The organism is Paenibacillus sp. FSL L8-0494, assembly GCF_038003695.1.
Lineage (GTDB): Bacteria > Bacillota > Bacilli > Paenibacillales > Paenibacillaceae > Paenibacillus_AQ > Paenibacillus_AQ odorifer.
In genome coordinates, this window is record NZ_JBBOPQ010000001.1 from 1,616,878 (window position 1) to 1,633,670 (window position 16,793).

The window sequence follows — 16,793 nt, forward strand, 5'->3', positions numbered from 1 at the left end:
TAAATCCATTATTTAACCAATAATACACTTAACCCAATGTAATACCGTTACAATAATTTTTGTGTTTTTTATATGCACATAAATACTAGAATACTATACCCTGAGCAACGTAATACCGTTACAACGGAAAGGTCGATCATGGTCAGCTACCACCATGATTGACCTTTTTTTGTTATCTTCGTTATCTTCGTTATCCTCTGTTTTTTTTCAAATCTACTGCAACTGTAAATTAGCTAATGTGATATTGACAGCGAGAAGATAATCTAATCAAATCAAATCAAATCATAAAGTTTTTCACAACTAAATGAATGGATGACCCGATCATTACACTGACAGGACGTAATTGAACAACTTGCATAGGGAGGGTCATGTGTTAAAGGTTAGCCTCCGACTCCCTCATCAATAATACAAGCGGAAAATCCGTCAAAAGTTTTGACCGTGGGGGAACGCTTGAACAGCATATAAATTTCTATTGATAAAGTTTCACTTGAATATCATGGTGTGACAGTGAACTTTTACAATCAACTCGCACTGTCATTTCGAGATTGGTTTGATATTAAACCGGCTATACGTTATAAAGGGTATGTATATCATTGGCATCTAGCAATGGATGATGCTTATCATTATTTGCGGTATCAACCATGGTGCCAGAAAAAATCTGAAGTGTACCCCTTAGAATAGACATTGGAAAAACCATTGGGTAAATTTCGATGTAATTCTAGGGGGGGCATTTTTATGCCAGCAATGAAAGGTCAGAAGTTTAAACATTATCCTGAGTCACTAAAGGCGGAGGCCGTTCGGCTTTTTATCGAAGATGGATGGTTCTATCGCAAGATTACAGAACATTTAGAGATTCATGATAAGAATAGGGTTAGAGTCTGGGTGAGGAAGTATCGGGTATAAGGACAAGCTGCCTTTGAGGATAGACGTGGAGATCCTCAAAGAACTGAGACTGCGCAAGAACGAGAACTGTGTCGTTTGCAATTGGAGGTAGATGTCCTAAAAAAGGGGTTACAAATCTTGAATCGGGAGGGTTGAAAGAGAGATATATCGTCATCGAAGAGATTAAACATAAGCAAACCATAAGAGAGCTCTATAGATATCTGAGGGTCAGCAGAAGTGGTTACTATGCTTATCTGAAGCGCAAGGATAAGGATACTGACGAGGATTTTAAGTGTAAGATCAAAGCCATTTATGAGCAACGTAACAGGACCGTAGGATACCGCCGTATACAGGATGAGTTGTACCGTCAATATCGTCTTGTTGTGAATCACAAAAAGGTTTTGCGACTCATGCAGGACCTCGGTATTAAAGTGATTATACGCCGTAAATAAATGCACAGAACAAGCTATGAGGCGGCCAGTCTCGGATGGAAGGATCGCTGAAAATCTGTTGAAACGAAACTTTAAAGCCGACAAACCTAATCAAAAATGGGTAGCGGACGTTATACAATATCGGGTATTTGATGAGAAGATTTACTTATTAGCGATTAAAGATCTGTGGAATAACGAGATTGTCGGGTTCCATATCAGCAGACGTAATGACAATCCACTTGTATTAGAAACATTTAGAAAGGTCTTTGAAACGCATAAAGACGTGACTGGACTGATCGTTCACAGCGATCAGGGATACCAGTACACGTTCCATGCATAGCACGACATGCTGCCACAAGTTGGAGCCCAAATCAGCATGTCACGCCGAGGCAATGTTATGACCACGCCTCAATCGAGAGCTTCTTCTCTCATCTTAAAGTCGAAGCACTCTATCCTTATGATATACGAAGTATCGATGAGGCACAAAGAAAAATTGAGGAACAGATACATTTTCAATCCGATGGACAGGAACACTTAAGCCCAAATACAGTGAAATGTATACCTTTTATTTAAATGCGGATGATGGAGTACGTCTTTGGATAGATGGTGAACTTCTTCTTAATCGGTGGGAAAATCAGTCGGGTCAATTTGAAAGCAGCCCTATAGTATTAATTGCAGGTCAACAATACGATATTCAAATTGAGTATTTTGAAAATCTAGGCGACGCAGCAATTGGATTATTATGGACAAGTCCTAGTCAGACCAAACAATTCATACCGCAGAGTCAGTTGTATCCCCCTGCTAAATTACCCGGTGTCGGCTTGTTAGGTGAGTACTACGACAATATAGATTTGACAGACCTTAAACTCACTCGAACGGACCCTGTTATTCATTTTGGATGGGGACTTGGCTCCCCAGATGCTAGCATAGAGGGGGATACATTCTCAGCAAGATGGACGGGAACGATTCGCCCGATGTATAACGAAACGTATACCTTCTATTTCAATTCGGACGATGAGGCTCGACTTTGGGTGAATGGTCAATTGATCATAGACCAATGGGTCACGCAGGCAAGTGAACTGACCAGCCTTCCTATCTCATTGATAGCGGATCAAAACTATGACATTCGTATTGAGTATTTTGAGAATAGTGGAGGGCAACATCTATTTTATCCTGGTCTAGTGCTAGCCAAATAAAGCAGATCGTGCCTCAATCCAATTTGTTTTTACCAAACAAAACCTATACTCCTGTAGAATACCACTACAACGCGGGAGGACGAATAGAATATATTCGATATTCAGACGGGACTGTTGTTCACTACTATTATGATGCAAACGGTAACTTAATACGGAAGAACTTATAAGAGGGGTAGAGGAGTACTGTGCAGATGAAGATATTTAAAACGACAATGCTATTGTTGGGAGCGTTAGTAGTCTTTTTAGGATATGGAGATTTTATTCCGACTGCTTCTGCCCAGGACACACCGTATGCCAACTATATTATGGTGGATGTAAGTAGCAATCCAAAACCACAAACCCTTTGAATCAGCAAGAAAGAACATACTCACATTTAACCGAAATGGATTTAACAGGAGCACAGAAGGACTTAGTTGTTAACCCTGTTCCAAAAGCAGGTGGAGGTTATTATGATCATGCTCAAGAAGTTTCTGACGCATATCGTGGTTTAGTTGATTTGAAAAGAAGTTGGGTAGGGGTGCTTAAAAATCCTAATTTAGACACTGAACTTCGACAAATTTATAAATCTAAATCGAATGAGGTTAACATTATGATGGAAAAAATAGAGGCTATGTGTAACCCCTATGGCGGAATATATGGACCTAAATAATGATTGGAGTAATGAATGCATATGATTAATAGAAAAAAGACATTAAAAGAGTTTATGACTAAAGAAGAATATGAAAGTGTAATACACAATGCAACACAGTTTTCTGAAATGTCACTACCTGTATGGCACTTGGAAATTACAGATAAATGTCTACGTGGATTATCAAATTTTGATTTGATTCGTTGTATTAGGCAAGATGTATTTAAAGATTTAGCAACGTTTGAAATTATTGAAAGGATTGATGAACAGAATACTCCCTTCTATGCTGATATTGATTCAATGGAGTTGATGGGAAAATTGTCATCTGTTAGTTCGAAAATGCTCTCAGCACATAAGAGTAAACTAGATAGAATCATTGAAAATGTTGAACAGAGTGGCTTAATAGATTCAGCAGATGTTTGGATGTTTGATGAACAGAAGGAAACGTATCAAGGCTATATTAATAAAATAAAAGAAAAAATTCATTGATCGTATATCTAGCATAAAATAATTTGGAATAAAGAGATTTATCCGTCATTTTATCGTTAAGCAGGAATAAGCATTGGTATAACCGAATGGCTAGCCAGTGCGTAATAAATAAACCTATTATTCAAAACCAATAAGACATATAACCCATGCAATGCCCATATATAGACTCGTCATTTTGTTGTACGCACATTAATGCCTAAATTTTATAACCTATATAACGCAAAATTTTTACATTGATCAGGTTGATTATGGTCAGATACCACCATAATTGACTTGTTTTTTGAAATCTTCGCTTTCTTGTTTTTTTTGAGAAAAATCGCAACAATGTACATAACCATAACGATAGATACGGTGAAGAGACTTGGTCTCAATTAATGATTGGGACAAGACGACCAACCATGATTATTGTAAGGAAGAAATCTATTAACGGGAAGGTCATGTGTTAAAGGGTAGCCACTGACTCCCTCATTCCTATAATACAAGCGGCAAATCCTTCAAAAGTTTTGGGGGTCGCATGAACAAAGTACTACATTCTATCGATAAAGGCGCCAATGTTATCATGGAGTAACAGAGAGCTTTTACTATCAATTGGGACTTGCATTTCGAGAATGGCTGGTAGAGTCAATACATTTCCGATGAAGGAAACATCAAATGGAGCGCATTAGATTTAGGTACTGAGCTGAACATAACTGGCCTTCGGTTAACTCCTCATTTTACTCTTTCTTTTCAAAATTGTAAGATACAAACCAGTAATAATGATGTAATGTGTTTAAATAGCAGCAGGTTTATTTGACATCGTATCGTGTTCATAACCTCAAAAAATTCGATAATACCGGAGAAGATATGGAGGATCTGATCTCCATTGGCACCATCGGCCTGATTAAAGCTATTGAGAGCTATCGTCCAAACAAAGGAACAAAGCTAGCCACATTTGCTGCTCGTTGTATTGAAAACGAAATCCTGATGCACCTGCGTTCGCTCAAGAAAACACGTAAAGACGTATCCCTGTATGATCCAATTGGGACGGACAAAGAAGGTAATGAAATTACACTTATCGATATCCTTGGCTCCGAAGCTGATGATGTTATTAAAGAAGTAGATCTGAAGATCGAAAAGAGTAAGATATATCGCAACCTAGATATTCTGGATGACCGGGAGAAAGAAGTTGTGGTGGGTAGGTTTGGGCTGGATACAGGTGGAGAAGAGAGGACACAGCGGGAGATTGCTAAGGAGTTGGGGATCTCGCGGAGTTATGTTTCGAGGATAGAGAAGAGGGCGCTCATGAAGCTTTATCATGAGTTTTATAAGGCGAAGCGGTGAGACTGATGACAATTACACAGTAATAATCCATTAATAATAAAACTTGAAAGCGACTTGTCTACGGATGAGTCGTTTTTTGTGTGGATAGGGTTCGCCCTACTTATGATACGGTTCATCGCACCATCTGTAACGGCAAGTTATAAGGCCATCCCTTTCGGGATGGCCCTTCCTGTAAACATGGTTACTCAAGTACTCTGTCATTTATAATTGAACTTATTTTAATTATTAGTTTCTAGTAATCTGGATACAATAGTTGCAAACTCAGCTCTAGTAATATCTTTTTCAGGCTTAAATGTACTGTCTGCGTACCCTGTAATAATATTATTGGATGCGAGTGCGTCGATGGAATCATAATACCATGCATTTCTTGTAACATCTTTGAATGATGTGTTTCCAGTACCAGTTAGCTTAAAGGCTCGAGTGATTAGTGCCGCTAATTCACTACGGCTAATCTTCTCATCTGGACGGAAGCTTCCGTCGCTATATCCGTTCATCAAGCCTGATCCGGCTGCTGCACCGATAAACTTATTCGCCCAATGAGTTGAAGCTACATCTGTAAAGTTACTTTCATGTCCTTCAAGTCCCATGTGCGTTGCAATTACCTTGATGGCTTCCGCACGAGTCAAACCTGAATTTGGACGGAATGTTCCATCGGAATATCCCGTCAATAATCCCTTAGCAATTAGTGCGTCAATGCTTGTTTTTGCCCAATGATTCATTGTATCTACAAAACTAACAACTTTCGGCTTATCTGCTGGTGTTATTGTTTTTGCAGGTGACGGTGTTTCTATAGGCGTTGTTATTGCTGGAGGTGTCACTGTACCTCCTCCAGTATTTGGATGGGTTGGTCCATTATCTGTGTTTGGATCAGGATTAGTAGAGTTTGAAACGTATTGAAGTGCTGGAGCAAATGTTGTAAGTAGTCTAGCTTGACTTTGTTGCTCAAGAGCGTAGCTCATGCCTAAAACTTTTGCATCGTCCCATGCTCTACCAACTAGTTGCATAGAGATAGAATATCCGCTGTCATTCGTTCCTACAGGAACAACTACCGTAGGTAGACCCATAGTAGAGGTTAATACGCCTGTGTTACGGTCTGAACTTAATTGAGAAGCTGCTGCGTCATTGTTATATACGTCGCTAATAAAACCTGCATAAACAACAGCATCAACACCATTCGCGTCCATCCAGCCTTTGATAACTTCCTTATAGTCAGTTCTATACTTAATGTAATCTTGTACAGCCTGTTCAGTCATACGAGTTGGGGTACTATATCCTCTTTGGTTATAGATAAGCACTTTATCTGAAGCTAGTACACTTGCTCCATCAATATAAGGGAAGTCCTTATGAAGCTCAATATAACGTGCCCAACCTTCAGTAGATCCATTAATACCTGAAGGACGACTAGGGCCTGATGGTACAGCTGACATTTCAACCATAGTCGCACCCGCTGCTTGAAGCTCTGAGAACTTATCCATCACTGCCTGTCCAGTATCATCATCAGCATATGCAGATACAAAGGATGCAGGAATATATCCAATTTTCTTTCCTTTCAATGCATTAGCATCCAGAGATTCCTTCCAATCCACTGGACGCTTATGATCTGCATCAGCAGTGACTGTGAAAATATCCTGTGGGTCCGTACCCGTTGTAGCATTCAATATAATGGCTAGGTCAGTTACTGTTTTAGCAATGGGACCTGCATAATCTTGTCCCCAAGTGAGTGGCAGTACACCTGTAGTACTTGCCATACCGTCTGTACCCCGGAAGCTTTTTAAGCTAGCGCCTGTAGTTGGTGCATAGAGAGATACCCCTGTTTGCGATCCCATTGCTGCTGCTGCAAAATCAGCTGCAACAGATACTGCAGACCCGCCGCTTGAGCCAAAAGATGTTTTCGATGGATAGAGTGCATTCCATGTTTGCTGCCAGCCGCTTTCACTAAAGCTTCCGCTGTTAGCAAACTCAGAAGTATTTACTTTACCAATAATTACAGCTCCAGCTTCCCGCAGTTTTTTCACTTGGAATGCATCAGAATCAGGCTGCCAGCCTTCAAGAGCTTTACTGCCACCGGTAGTAGGCATATCCTTTGTATCATAAATATCTTTTATCGCAATTGGAATACCCAATAAATCACCTTTTACACCTTGGGCACGGGCATCGTCAGCAGCTTTTGCTTGGTTAAGCGCAGTTTCAGATACATGCAGGAATGCATGGAATCCCAATTGTCCCTCATCGTATACCTTGATTCTATCTAAATAGGCTTGAGTAATTTGTACAGAAGTAGTTTTACCATTAATCATATCCTGCTGCATTTCTGCAATGGATTTATTCTTAACATCATACGGCGATGAAGTTACTAATTCTTTAGGTGCAGGAGCATTTGGAATAACCAGATGATCTCCAGTATCAAGTCCCTCTATAGCAGATATATCCCAGTTGCTAATCGAACGAATTTGTGCGTTTGTTAATCCTGTTACATCCAGCAGACTATTAAGTCCATCTAGCATAGCAACCAGATTTTTCAACCCTTCTTCACCAGCTTCTCCAACTTGCACATAATTTACTAGGGATTTCGATTCGCCCGGCCCAATATTTAGTGAATTAATGAACCCATAGAAATTCGCTTCATTTCCATGCTCAGCTAAGGGTATTGTGAATGGATCCTGTTGCTGATTACCTAGACCGGTTAATCCATTATCAAACGGCTTTGGAGATCCCACTGCAACGCCTAGCGGCTTATTGTTTTTGGCGCTACTATCTACAACAATCCATGAATCATCTGTAGTTACCTTTAGATCGCCTGAATAGGTTGCCTTAACTACTGAAGCATTTGTTGTTGTACCATATCCTAAAGAGCCACCGAATGATACATCAACTTTTATTGCCACATCATTTTTATTAGTGAAAGTATCAAAGAATCTCGTTCGATTATGAATAGTATCCACATACACCTCACGTGTTACAGTTACATTTCCTAGATTTACAGATTGAGCCGAAGTAAACTTATTAACGCCGTCATATTTCAAGTCAAACCCACGCATCATTTGACCATTCATCAGTGGAGCTGAAGGCGAGGACACTTTAACAAAGATATTGCCGAAACCTTGTACTTGTGTAGCACCAACTGTACGTAAACTTCCTGTGTCTAAGCTAGGAGCAAAAACATCGTGAATCTCCCATACTGTACCACTTTCTGAAGTAACTCTAGTTAAAGCGTCAGCTGTTTGGAAAGGAATTACACTCGTAGCAATAGCAGATAACACAATTGAAGTAGCTATAAATTGCTTTTTACTCCAATTTTCTTTTGCTGGTGAAAATTCAGATCGGGTGGAACCAGAATGCTCTCTTTTAGTTTCACGTAGACGTTTGAACTTATTCATGTGCGTAATCTCCTTTTCCTGTATGTATTTTATTATTTAATGTTAGGAAATATAACACTAGTATTTGTTTCAGTCAATGAATATTATGAATTTAATATATTTTGAGTTTGAAAAAAAGGGAAAAACGGCTCTTTTAATTATTTCGTGTAACATATATGTAAACTATTTCGTTAAATAAATTACAATTTATGATAGGTTTGAAGAATCTATAGGATATTGAGTATCATCATCCGGCTGCATCACCAAAAACCTTGAATTTCACTTATCTCTATGTGAATTTGATGAAATCAAAAAGAAAAGGAATAGCTAAAAATTAACGGAGAATATTATGTTTTTCATTTCATGAAAGTGGAAGATTGAAGATTCTATATCGGAGCATGGCATAAGGCAGAATCACTGATGATTCCAGATGCATAGCCGCAAGATCACTAATGGGCATCCTGAAAAGAGTAAAGTATCTGCTGGGAAAGAAGCCATAAGAATAGCCAGGTAGTGTATCTGGAATAAGTGAGATTTCATTGTGGAAACCCTTTAGCGGGTGGTAACGTTATAAGGCAGATGAGGATGCAAAGGAACAAGGCTTTGAAATTATTGTGTTTTATATGGGACTAGCAGATGTTCGGCTAAATATTGAATGTATTGCTCTACGTGTGAAAAACGGTGGCTATCATATTGAAACCGAGGATATTGTTAGACGCAATTTAACAAGTATGAATATTCTGATATCTCACTTAGAGTTGATTGATCAAGTAAAGCGTTATTTAAATGGATTACCAGGATGTACACAAGAAATCAATCGGAAACTACAAATTAAATATAATATGCAAAAGGAAACCAATTCGAATCAGAATCGATCGTAATTGGTTTATTTTTTTGACCTCACATCGTTGTCCATAACCTTAAGAAATCGATAATACTGTGGAAGACATGGAGGATTTGATCTCCATCGGCACTATCTGTCAAATTAAAGCTATTGAGAGCTATCGTCCAAACAAAGGAAGCAAACTAGCCACATTTGCAGCACGTTGTATTGAAAACGAAATTCTGATGCACCTGCGTTCGCTCAAGAAAACACGTAAAGACGTATCCCTGCATGATCCAATTGGGACGGACAAAGAAGGTAATGAAATTACACTTATCGATATCCTTGGCTCCGAAGCTGATGATGTCATTAAAGAAGTCGATCTGAAGATCGAAAAGAGTAAGATATATCGTAACCTTGATATTCTGGATGACCGGGAAAAAGAAGTTGTGGTTGGGCGGTTTGGATTGGATACAGGTGGGGAAGAGCGGGCGCAGCGGGAGATTGCCAAAGAGCTGGGGATCTCGCGGAGTTATGTTTCGAGGATAGAGAAGAGGGCGCTCATGAAGCTTTATCATGAGTTTTATAGGCTAAGCGGTAAACTCATAATCACAAGGTAGTATCCGTTAACCGGCATACATAGAAAGCTTCAAGGACCATATTAGAATTTTTTAGAGAAGATATAGTTCAGCGAATTTTTGTATTAAACCAACTCATAAAAATACATGAGAAAGGGAGAGGGCGAATTGTTAAGTGGTGCTCTGAAGAGTACATATATCCAGTCATCTTTTGCGATTATCCTGGGTATTGGGCATATTGCATTTTGGCTGTGAAGATATTTAGCTGTTGTTGCAATTAAAAAGAAAGGTACGGAAATCTTTAGTTAAATACAACACAAAAGCTTATTAAATATAACTAAATTTGAGTATCAAGCGAAATGAAAAACCACTTATGCTCGGAAATCCCAAGCTTGCTTAAGTGGTTAATCGTGCTTTTGAATCTTATAACAACCTTAAGTTGTCGGGTTCAATGCCCCTTGATACTCATCCATTAAATTGTCGATAATCTGCTGTACGGACAAAATCTCTTTAATCTCATGAACTCTGGACCCAGCAAAAACCAATCCGTTCTTAACATCTCCTCTAAGGGAAGTGAGCAGGGATTCCATTGTACAGAAGCGATGTGAACAAACCTTTAGACAATTATAGCATTTGACTATCTTTAATTTGGCATCATCACTGATCCGGTCCGTAAATTCATTCCGAATCGCTCTACCTTCTAGACCCACAGTAGACTTGATTAGGACAGTATCTCCTTGCTGAGCATCTACATACTTTTGCTTGAAGGCTAAGGGAGCATCACACTCAAGGCTAGCCACAAAACGGGTACCCATTTGAACACCAGATGCGCCGATCCGAAGGGCTTTTGCGATATCATCCCCTGTTAGAATTCCACCCGCAGCAATAACTGGAATCGAAACGGCCTCTAAGACTTCAGGAAGGATATCAAACATGGATCTGTCTGTACCTAAATGGCCTCCAGCTTCGAACCCTTCCACAACGACTGCGGAGGCACCAAGTCTTTCGGAAATTCGGGCTAATTTGGCGGATGAAACAATAGTTACGACAGGAGTACCATATTCTTTACCCCAAGCATAAATATCTCTAGAAATTCCGGCTCCGGAAATAATAAAGTCAACCTTTTCCTCCAAAGCAATCTTCATTTTTTCGGCAAAGTCCTTCACTGCGAATAGTACATTCACACCGATGTAGCCATTCCCTTTAGAGAGTTCTCTTGTTTTGCGAATATGCATTCTCAGCTCATCAGGAGTGATCCCTGTACCAGAGATGGTGCCGATCCCGCCTGCATTGGCTACAGCAGCGGCTAGTCCACTTAAGGATATGCCTACACCCATTCCACCTTGAATAACAGGAACTCTCGATTTAATATGTCCGAATTGGATTGTTGGAAGTTTCAATTACACACCTCTTTTGCAAGTTGTTGACATTATTAATACTCCTCTAGAGTAATAAGATATATCGTAACACAGCTAATTCTTTCCCGGATGTGACTGTAAACATGCTCAAACTATGTTAAATATCATGTCTTTCAACTGTTTTCTTTAAGTTGTTGATATCAAGTGAAAATTTAAGAAAACGAAGTGACTATTAAAAAAAGGACAATGAATAACAAAAAAAGAGCCATCCATCCGGTAAAACCTTCATACTTCTATCAACGCTTTTCTATCAAGAAAGTGGATTTTGACATCGTATCGTGTCCACAACCTCAAAAATTCGATAATGCCGGAGAAGACATGGAGGACTTAATCTCCATCGGAACCATTGGTTTGATTAAAGCCATCGAGAGCTATCGTCCGAACAAAGGAACCAAACTAGCCACATTTGCAGCACGTTGTATTGAAAACGAAATCCTAATGCACCTTAGATCCTTACAGAAAACGCGGAAAGACGTATCCCGCGGCTGTCCTCGCAGTGGGCGTCATCCAGTTTTCCGCTGGCGAGAGGCTTGGCGTATTTCAACTGTTCAGCGAATACGGGTCAGAACACTGGCTTGCAAGCAAGCTTGTTGCTGTTAGTCTGGCAATAGTGCTTTGTGTTATTACAAGTATTTTGCTGTGCCATCGGCATTATTACAAGCAATATGGATAGGAGGGAAGAGTGGTGCGAGGAGCTGAGCTAAAACTTACCGCGGTGAACTTCTTGCAGATAATGGTCACCTGCTGCTAGGGAATGTGAATCTGGCTTTGCCGCCAGGCTGGTATGGTCTGGAGGGAGCCAATGGCAGCGGAAAAACAGCATTGCTCAAAGCGATAGCTGGCCTCGGCCTCTAACTGGCGGGCAATGGAGGCTTTTCTACCCTTATTATTTGCAAAATAATGTATAGGGCGGTTTTTAAATGAGGATACGTATGAGGGGCAGATTAATAATCCGCTGACACTGAATTTGTATACGTATGTGGAGAACAATCCGTTAACTCATGTCGATCTAACAGGACACTATACTGAGAACCAAGTGGATTTGATGCTTACAACAGCTCGAATTGCTGGGAGTAAATCACAACTCTATTGGGATATTCGTAGCGATCTTGGTTCATCAAAACCTATTCAATATTTAGATGAAAAGGGCAGAAAGCAATGGCCGAATCTCTTTAATATGGCTACATCAGCTGAAAGTAGCAAGGAACAGGTTACATCGGCAAAGAATCAATTAATGAGAGATTATGGAAGAGTCCAAGCTATGGACGATGCTATGCTTGGCGCTGCTTTAAGTCTATTTGCCGGTGGAAGTAAAGATAAAGTTCTAAAAACTCAAGTAAGCGGTAAAACCTTAAGATTAATAAATAAAGAAACAGATATGTTAGCGGAATATTTGGGTTTTACAAAGACGAAATTAAAAATTAAGGATAAACCAGTGTATAAAAATGGTAAACTCTATATTGTCCAAGATCTTGATTTGCATATCGGAGGTATATGGAAAATGGCTACAAAACCAGAATATTTAGCTAGTAAAGATACTCGTTCAGGCACTTATGATGCTTTATTAAATAGGATTGGAGATTATATGTATAAATTCTTTTGGAGGATTACTAAATATAACCCAACTAATCGTATAAAAGGAGTGTATAAAAATGAAGAATGGACTTCAATAAGTGAAGTGGGAAAAGTGTTTTCAGCTGAGAAATTCCTGTTAGAACATTATTTGGAAACTGAATCATTATATATAACGGCTATAAATTTAATAATGAATGAGAATAACTTAAACAAAATTCAAGTAGTAGATCTAGAAAAATATAACTTTGACGTGGAGAAAGCTGAATTACATTCCATCTACACTGACGAGATGAAAAGTATTTATAACAGTGTGAAAAATGGCGACTATATCTCTGTGTATGAGTTGAAATTACTTTCTCAATTAATTTTAAGAGAAAAGATTTGGTGTAAATTTCAAAGTAGGGAGATGTTTGTTCACTTTGGTTTTGATTATTACATGTATATTGGGAGTTTGAAGGAATGTAAAGATTCTTTAATAAAGATCAGTAGTTCAGGTTTATTTGTTGAGAGTTTTGAATCACCTTATTTGGAAGAATAGTAGTGCTTTAGCCACATACGAGTGTAATAACTCTATGTGGCTTATTTTTTGTAATTTAGCATTTGACATTCTGAGTATGGCGGTTGTTGAGATTATAGTTATGATGCTCTAAATCGTCTAACCTCCGTCTACGATGCATTAAAGCACACACGCTTTACGTACGATGGGAATGGTCAACTTGCGAAAGTCACAGTGCAAGATAAAGGTGGAACGGAGTTTTGGAAATACAGTTAATAAAATTATTAGAGAGACAGCAAAAGCGCAGCGTGCAGCTGAAAGATCAAGGAATGTAGCAATTCGTGAGCAATAAAGGAATTTAAGGCTGCAACGTCAATATGAATGTGAGAATGAGAGCATGCCATTAAACAGTCGATACGTGAATAAAAGGCATATGAAAAAGAAGAAAAAGCGCTATACATAGAAGGACGTAAAGAAGAAACTAAAGATAATAATGAAGAAGTTCATTACCGATTAAATGAATTTAAATCCATTATTAGTGAAACGCTCAGCCTTGATGACAAAATTTCTTTCGAATCACTGTACAAGAAGGATGATTATCCCGAGTTTGTTGAACCTTACGTTAAGCCACTTCCGGCTAATCCCTTACCAGTGAGAGAAGGCTTCTTTGCAGGAGTTGCTATGGAAGCCTCTTATGTGGAAAAGGTACTTGGCCTCGGGAAAAGAAGCGCTTCTAAGATCTATTGAAGCAGCGAAGAATGCATACCACTATGCCCTTAATAATCATGAGTCTATTCAAAATAAAATAAATGATTTAATTACGGGAAATACCTTATTTCCGCAAAATATCCATATAAAAACAAATGCTAATAAAGTCCATACTATTTAACAGAAATACTTATGAAAATATCAGTTCCAGTCCAAGTTCAAAAATAGTTTTAAATTTGATTGAAAAAATGAATTTTTTACCAAAAAGGGAGGGAATCAATTATGGGGAATTTACCTCTAAGTAAAATGGATTATGAGAGTATTAAAAAATTAAAGCAATTAAATAAAAATGATCTTTTAGATCTGATTGAAGGGTTATCGATATATTTAAAGGATAGGAATTTTCCTATATTTGAAGATGTTGTGGATTTATTACTTAATTTTAATAAGGAACTTATTCCACTCATCAATAGAATATTCGAAGGGGAGGAAAGTGATTGGAAATTAAATGTTTTAGAATATTTATTGCCTCAGTTTCCTATTGGAGTTCTTATTGAACTAGAAGTCAGTTTAATCAAGCTTGTTGAAACCCCAACTACATTAGATAGGGAATTAGAAGTTGATATGGCTGCTAAGGAAGTGTTAAAAAAACTCAGGCTTAAGGATGGAGCCGACCCTATCAATATGATTTTAGGTAGGAGGATAAAGATGGAGATCAAAAGATTAATCCCGAAAGATAAAATGGATATCGAGTCAGTAAATAAATTAAAAGCATTGGATATAAATTTAATTAAACCGATTATTCCTGATTTATTAGAGTGGACCGCAGATGCAAATTGGCCTACTTCAAAAGAAATTGGGAAGTTGCTGCTTCCGTTAGGCAGGGAATTAATTCCTCATCTCAGGAAAATTCTCGCTTCTGATGACGACTGTTGGAAATATTCAATACTTGTAAAGTTGGTTATAAATCTACCGAAAACTGTATTATCGGAGATGGAAGCTGACCTTAAAAGATTAGCCTTTAACCCAACTGAACGTGAAAAACAAGAATTAGTCGACGAAGAAGCAGCCGATATTTTATCACTTCTATATCAAATATGAAGAGTACTGAGGAGTGTTTTCCTATATTTCAATATGCAAGGGCACGTTTATTGTTTTATCAATAAATGATACTCTTGTATTTTGAAAATATTCTAGATAATATTGTCTTTGGCCAATTTGGATTGGATACAGGTGGAGAAGAGAGGGCGCAGCGGGAGATTGCTAAGGAGTTGGGGATCTCGCGGAGTTATGTTTCGAGGATAGAAAAAAGGGCGCTGATGAAGTTGTATCATGAGTTTTATAAGGCTAAGCGGTAGGGTCTTAGATAATAACTAAATAATCACTATTGAGTGTTTTAGAAGCGACTTGCCAATAAGGGAGTTGCTTTTTTGTTAAGAAAAGTAAAGAGCAGTGAAAGTGATGATATTTCAATGTAGAGACGGACTAATGGGTTTAATAATCAAAGTTTAACAGTCGAACCGAAGGAGATATTAAAGCTCAAAAAGAATGGGGATTAGGCAACTTGTTGATGAGATCTCTAAGAGGATTGTTTAACATAAAAATGGACAGCATGTACTTGCTTTATCAATAATGTGGAATTAACTAGATATATATGTAAAAATAATTAATTTCTTTTATAATGTTCATTTGAGGTAAGAGGTTCGCTTGAGAAGAAATTCAGAAGACCGGTAAGAACAAAGACCAAAAGTATTAATAAAGAATTTATTAGTATTGGAGTTCCCGGAAAAACAACACAAGTCCGGAGAATGAATCCGGATTGTGTCGATTATAAAGGGCTGGATGAATGGAAGCCGCTATAGCTGGTGGAAGACTCACGTATAATCAGCTGAGGCGGAATAATAATTCTGGTAGGTTCTGACTGATCGCCGTTGATTCGTTTGAGCAGCAGCTTGGCAGCCTCGCTTCCCCATTTATCCTGGAATACGGAAACGCTGCTTAGACCAGGCTTGGCAGTCTCCGTTTCCTGTACATTGTCAAAGCCAACGATGGCCATATGTTTCCCGGGCGTACGTCCTTGCAACTGCAGGCCGATCATGGCGCCCAGGGCAATGACATCATTGTTGCAAAAGCAGGCGGTTGGCGGATTGTTTAACTGCATCGCCTCTTGCACAGCGCGGGTGCCGCCGTCACGGTTGATCGGGCTTGTAATGATTAGAGCGGGATCGATCTCCAATCCAAATTGCTGCAGGGCTTGGCAGTAACCGGCAAAACGCTCCTTGTAGGATGTGTTTCCCTGAGGGCTGCCGCCCAGATAAGCGATGCGCCGGTGCCCTTGCTCGATGAGATGGCGCACGGCCATTTCGGCTCCCAGCCGATAATCCGTCCCGACATAGTCGGTATTCACGGTATCAACCTCACGTCCAATCAGCAGCGTGGGGATGTTTAGATTTTGCAATTTGGTGAACAGGGCGGGCGATGTAGAGGCGACAGGAGTCATAATAATGCCGCACACACGGTGCTCAAGCATTGTTTCCAGCACACGCTCCTGCTTTTCGGTTGATTCAAAGCTCATGCCCAGCAGCACATTGAACCGCTGTTCGTATAGAACATGCTCAATATGCGTCAATATATGTGGATAAAACGGATTTTCGATATCAGTGACAATAACGCCTATCGTTGAGGAACGCTGTAATCGAAAGCTGGCGGCTACGCGATCATATACATAGCCGAGCTTTTCCATGGAGTCCAGCACCTTTTTGTGTGTACTAGGTTTAATGGATTTGCTGCCGCGAACGACAAGAGAGGCGGTTGCTCTCGAAACGCCGGCATCATCGGCAACATCTTGTAGTGTAACTCTTTTTTCTCTAGAAACCACAAACTTTTCCTCCTC

The 16,793-nt window shown here is 39.2% G+C and carries 13 protein-coding genes and 3 pseudogenes; 13 read left to right on the plus strand and 3 right to left on the minus strand.

Going from position 1 to position 16,793, the window contains the following annotated elements:
• Window positions 1–735: 735 nt before the first annotated feature.
• The 8 genes from NYE35_RS07215 (at window position 736) to sigK (NYE35_RS07250) (ending at window position 4,946) form a co-directional block, all read left to right on the plus strand.
• Window positions 736–903: a transposase gene (locus NYE35_RS07215; RefSeq protein WP_341120523.1), complete on the plus strand. Its 168-nt coding sequence runs from the start codon at window positions 736–738 to the stop codon at window positions 901–903.
• Between the two features lie 131 nt (window positions 904–1,034).
• A complete protein-coding gene (locus tag NYE35_RS07220; RefSeq protein ID WP_341120525.1) occupies window positions 1,035–1,334 on the plus strand; it encodes an IS3 family transposase in 300 nt (99 codons plus the stop codon).
• Window positions 1,335–1,392: 58 nt separating this feature from the next.
• A complete protein-coding gene (locus NYE35_RS07225; RefSeq protein WP_341120527.1) occupies window positions 1,393–1,653 on the plus strand; it encodes a DDE-type integrase/transposase/recombinase in 261 nt (86 codons plus the stop codon).
• Between the two features lie 175 nt (window positions 1,654–1,828).
• A complete protein-coding gene (locus NYE35_RS07230; protein ID WP_341122432.1) occupies window positions 1,829–2,509 on the plus strand; it encodes a PA14 domain-containing protein in 681 nt (226 codons plus the stop codon).
• Between the two features lie 191 nt (window positions 2,510–2,700).
• Window positions 2,701–2,856, plus strand: a complete 156-nt coding sequence (locus tag NYE35_RS07235) for a hypothetical protein (RefSeq protein ID WP_341120528.1) — start codon at window positions 2,701–2,703, stop codon at window positions 2,854–2,856.
• A complete protein-coding gene (locus tag NYE35_RS07240) occupies window positions 2,853–3,158 on the plus strand; it encodes a polymorphic toxin type 28 domain-containing protein (RefSeq protein WP_341120529.1) in 306 nt (101 codons plus the stop codon). The genes NYE35_RS07235 and NYE35_RS07240 overlap by 4 nt, the downstream gene beginning before the upstream one ends.
• A gap of 21 nt (window positions 3,159–3,179) precedes the next feature.
• Window positions 3,180–3,626: a hypothetical protein gene (locus NYE35_RS07245; RefSeq protein WP_341120532.1), complete on the plus strand. Its 447-nt coding sequence runs from the start codon at window positions 3,180–3,182 to the stop codon at window positions 3,624–3,626.
• Between the two features lie 789 nt (window positions 3,627–4,415).
• On the plus strand, window positions 4,416–4,946 hold the full coding sequence (gene sigK / locus NYE35_RS07250; protein ID WP_341120535.1) for an RNA polymerase sporulation sigma factor SigK: 531 nt from the start codon (window positions 4,416–4,418) through the stop codon (window positions 4,944–4,946).
• A 218-nt stretch (window positions 4,947–5,164) separates the two neighbouring features.
• Here sigK (NYE35_RS07250) and NYE35_RS07255 read toward each other — a convergent pair whose 3' ends face one another.
• On the minus strand, window positions 5,165–8,323 hold the full coding sequence (locus NYE35_RS07255; RefSeq protein ID WP_341120536.1) for an amidase family protein: 3,159 nt from the start codon (window positions 8,321–8,323) through the stop codon (window positions 5,165–5,167).
• A 903-nt stretch (window positions 8,324–9,226) separates the two neighbouring features.
• Here NYE35_RS07255 and sigK (NYE35_RS07260) point away from each other — a divergent pair.
• Window positions 9,227–9,745: pseudogene (gene sigK / locus NYE35_RS07260) on the plus strand (RNA polymerase sporulation sigma factor SigK); the annotation flags it as partial.
• 392 nt (window positions 9,746–10,137) lie between these two features.
• On the opposite strand, the gene NYE35_RS07265 reads toward sigK (NYE35_RS07260), so the two are convergent.
• The gene (locus NYE35_RS07265) at window positions 10,138–11,103 is read right to left on the minus strand and encodes an NAD(P)H-dependent flavin oxidoreductase (RefSeq protein WP_036675848.1); all 966 of its coding nucleotides are present in this window, start codon (window positions 11,101–11,103) and stop codon (window positions 10,138–10,140) included.
• A 309-nt stretch (window positions 11,104–11,412) separates the two neighbouring features.
• On the opposite strand from NYE35_RS07265, the pseudogene NYE35_RS07270 reads away from it, so the two are divergent.
• The 4 genes and pseudogenes from NYE35_RS07270 to NYE35_RS07285 form a co-directional block, all read left to right on the plus strand.
• A pseudogene (locus NYE35_RS07270) lies at window positions 11,413–11,601 on the plus strand (sigma factor); the annotation flags it as partial.
• Window positions 11,602–12,166: 565 nt separating this feature from the next.
• Complete coding sequence (locus NYE35_RS31390; protein ID WP_217904470.1) at window positions 12,167–13,234, plus strand: toxin C-terminal domain-containing protein; 1,068 nt, start codon at window positions 12,167–12,169, stop codon at window positions 13,232–13,234.
• 948 nt (window positions 13,235–14,182) lie between these two features.
• The gene (locus tag NYE35_RS07280; RefSeq protein WP_081384105.1) at window positions 14,183–15,001 is read left to right on the plus strand and encodes a DUF5071 domain-containing protein; all 819 of its coding nucleotides are present in this window, start codon (window positions 14,183–14,185) and stop codon (window positions 14,999–15,001) included.
• Window positions 15,002–15,102: 101 nt separating this feature from the next.
• Window positions 15,103–15,258: pseudogene (locus tag NYE35_RS07285) on the plus strand (sigma factor-like helix-turn-helix DNA-binding protein); the annotation flags it as partial.
• Between the two features lie 470 nt (window positions 15,259–15,728).
• Here NYE35_RS07285 and NYE35_RS07290 read toward each other — a convergent pair.
• Entirely contained in the window at window positions 15,729–16,778 is a 1,050-nt protein-coding gene (locus NYE35_RS07290; RefSeq protein ID WP_036675840.1) for a LacI family DNA-binding transcriptional regulator, read from the minus strand.
• Window positions 16,779–16,793: the final 15 nt, after the last annotated feature.

What these genes read in the sequence shown, in the direction of transcription:
- NYE35_RS07255 (WP_341120536.1), bottom strand. Translation starts at nt 8,323, where the DNA reads ATGAATAAGTTCAAACGTCTACGTGAAACTAAAAGAGAGCATTCTGGT.
- NYE35_RS07245 (WP_341120532.1), top strand. Translation starts at nt 3,180, where the DNA reads ATGATTAATAGAAAAAAGACATTAAAAGAGTTTATGACTAAAGAAGAA.
- NYE35_RS07215 (WP_341120523.1), top strand. Translation starts at nt 736, where the DNA reads ATGCCAGCAATGAAAGGTCAGAAGTTTAAACATTATCCTGAGTCACTA.
- NYE35_RS07235 (WP_341120528.1), top strand. Translation starts at nt 2,701, where the DNA reads ATGAAGATATTTAAAACGACAATGCTATTGTTGGGAGCGTTAGTAGTC.
- NYE35_RS07280 (WP_081384105.1), top strand. Translation starts at nt 14,183, where the DNA reads ATGGGGAATTTACCTCTAAGTAAAATGGATTATGAGAGTATTAAAAAA.
- NYE35_RS31390 (WP_217904470.1), top strand. Translation starts at nt 12,167, where the DNA reads ATGCTTACAACAGCTCGAATTGCTGGGAGTAAATCACAACTCTATTGG.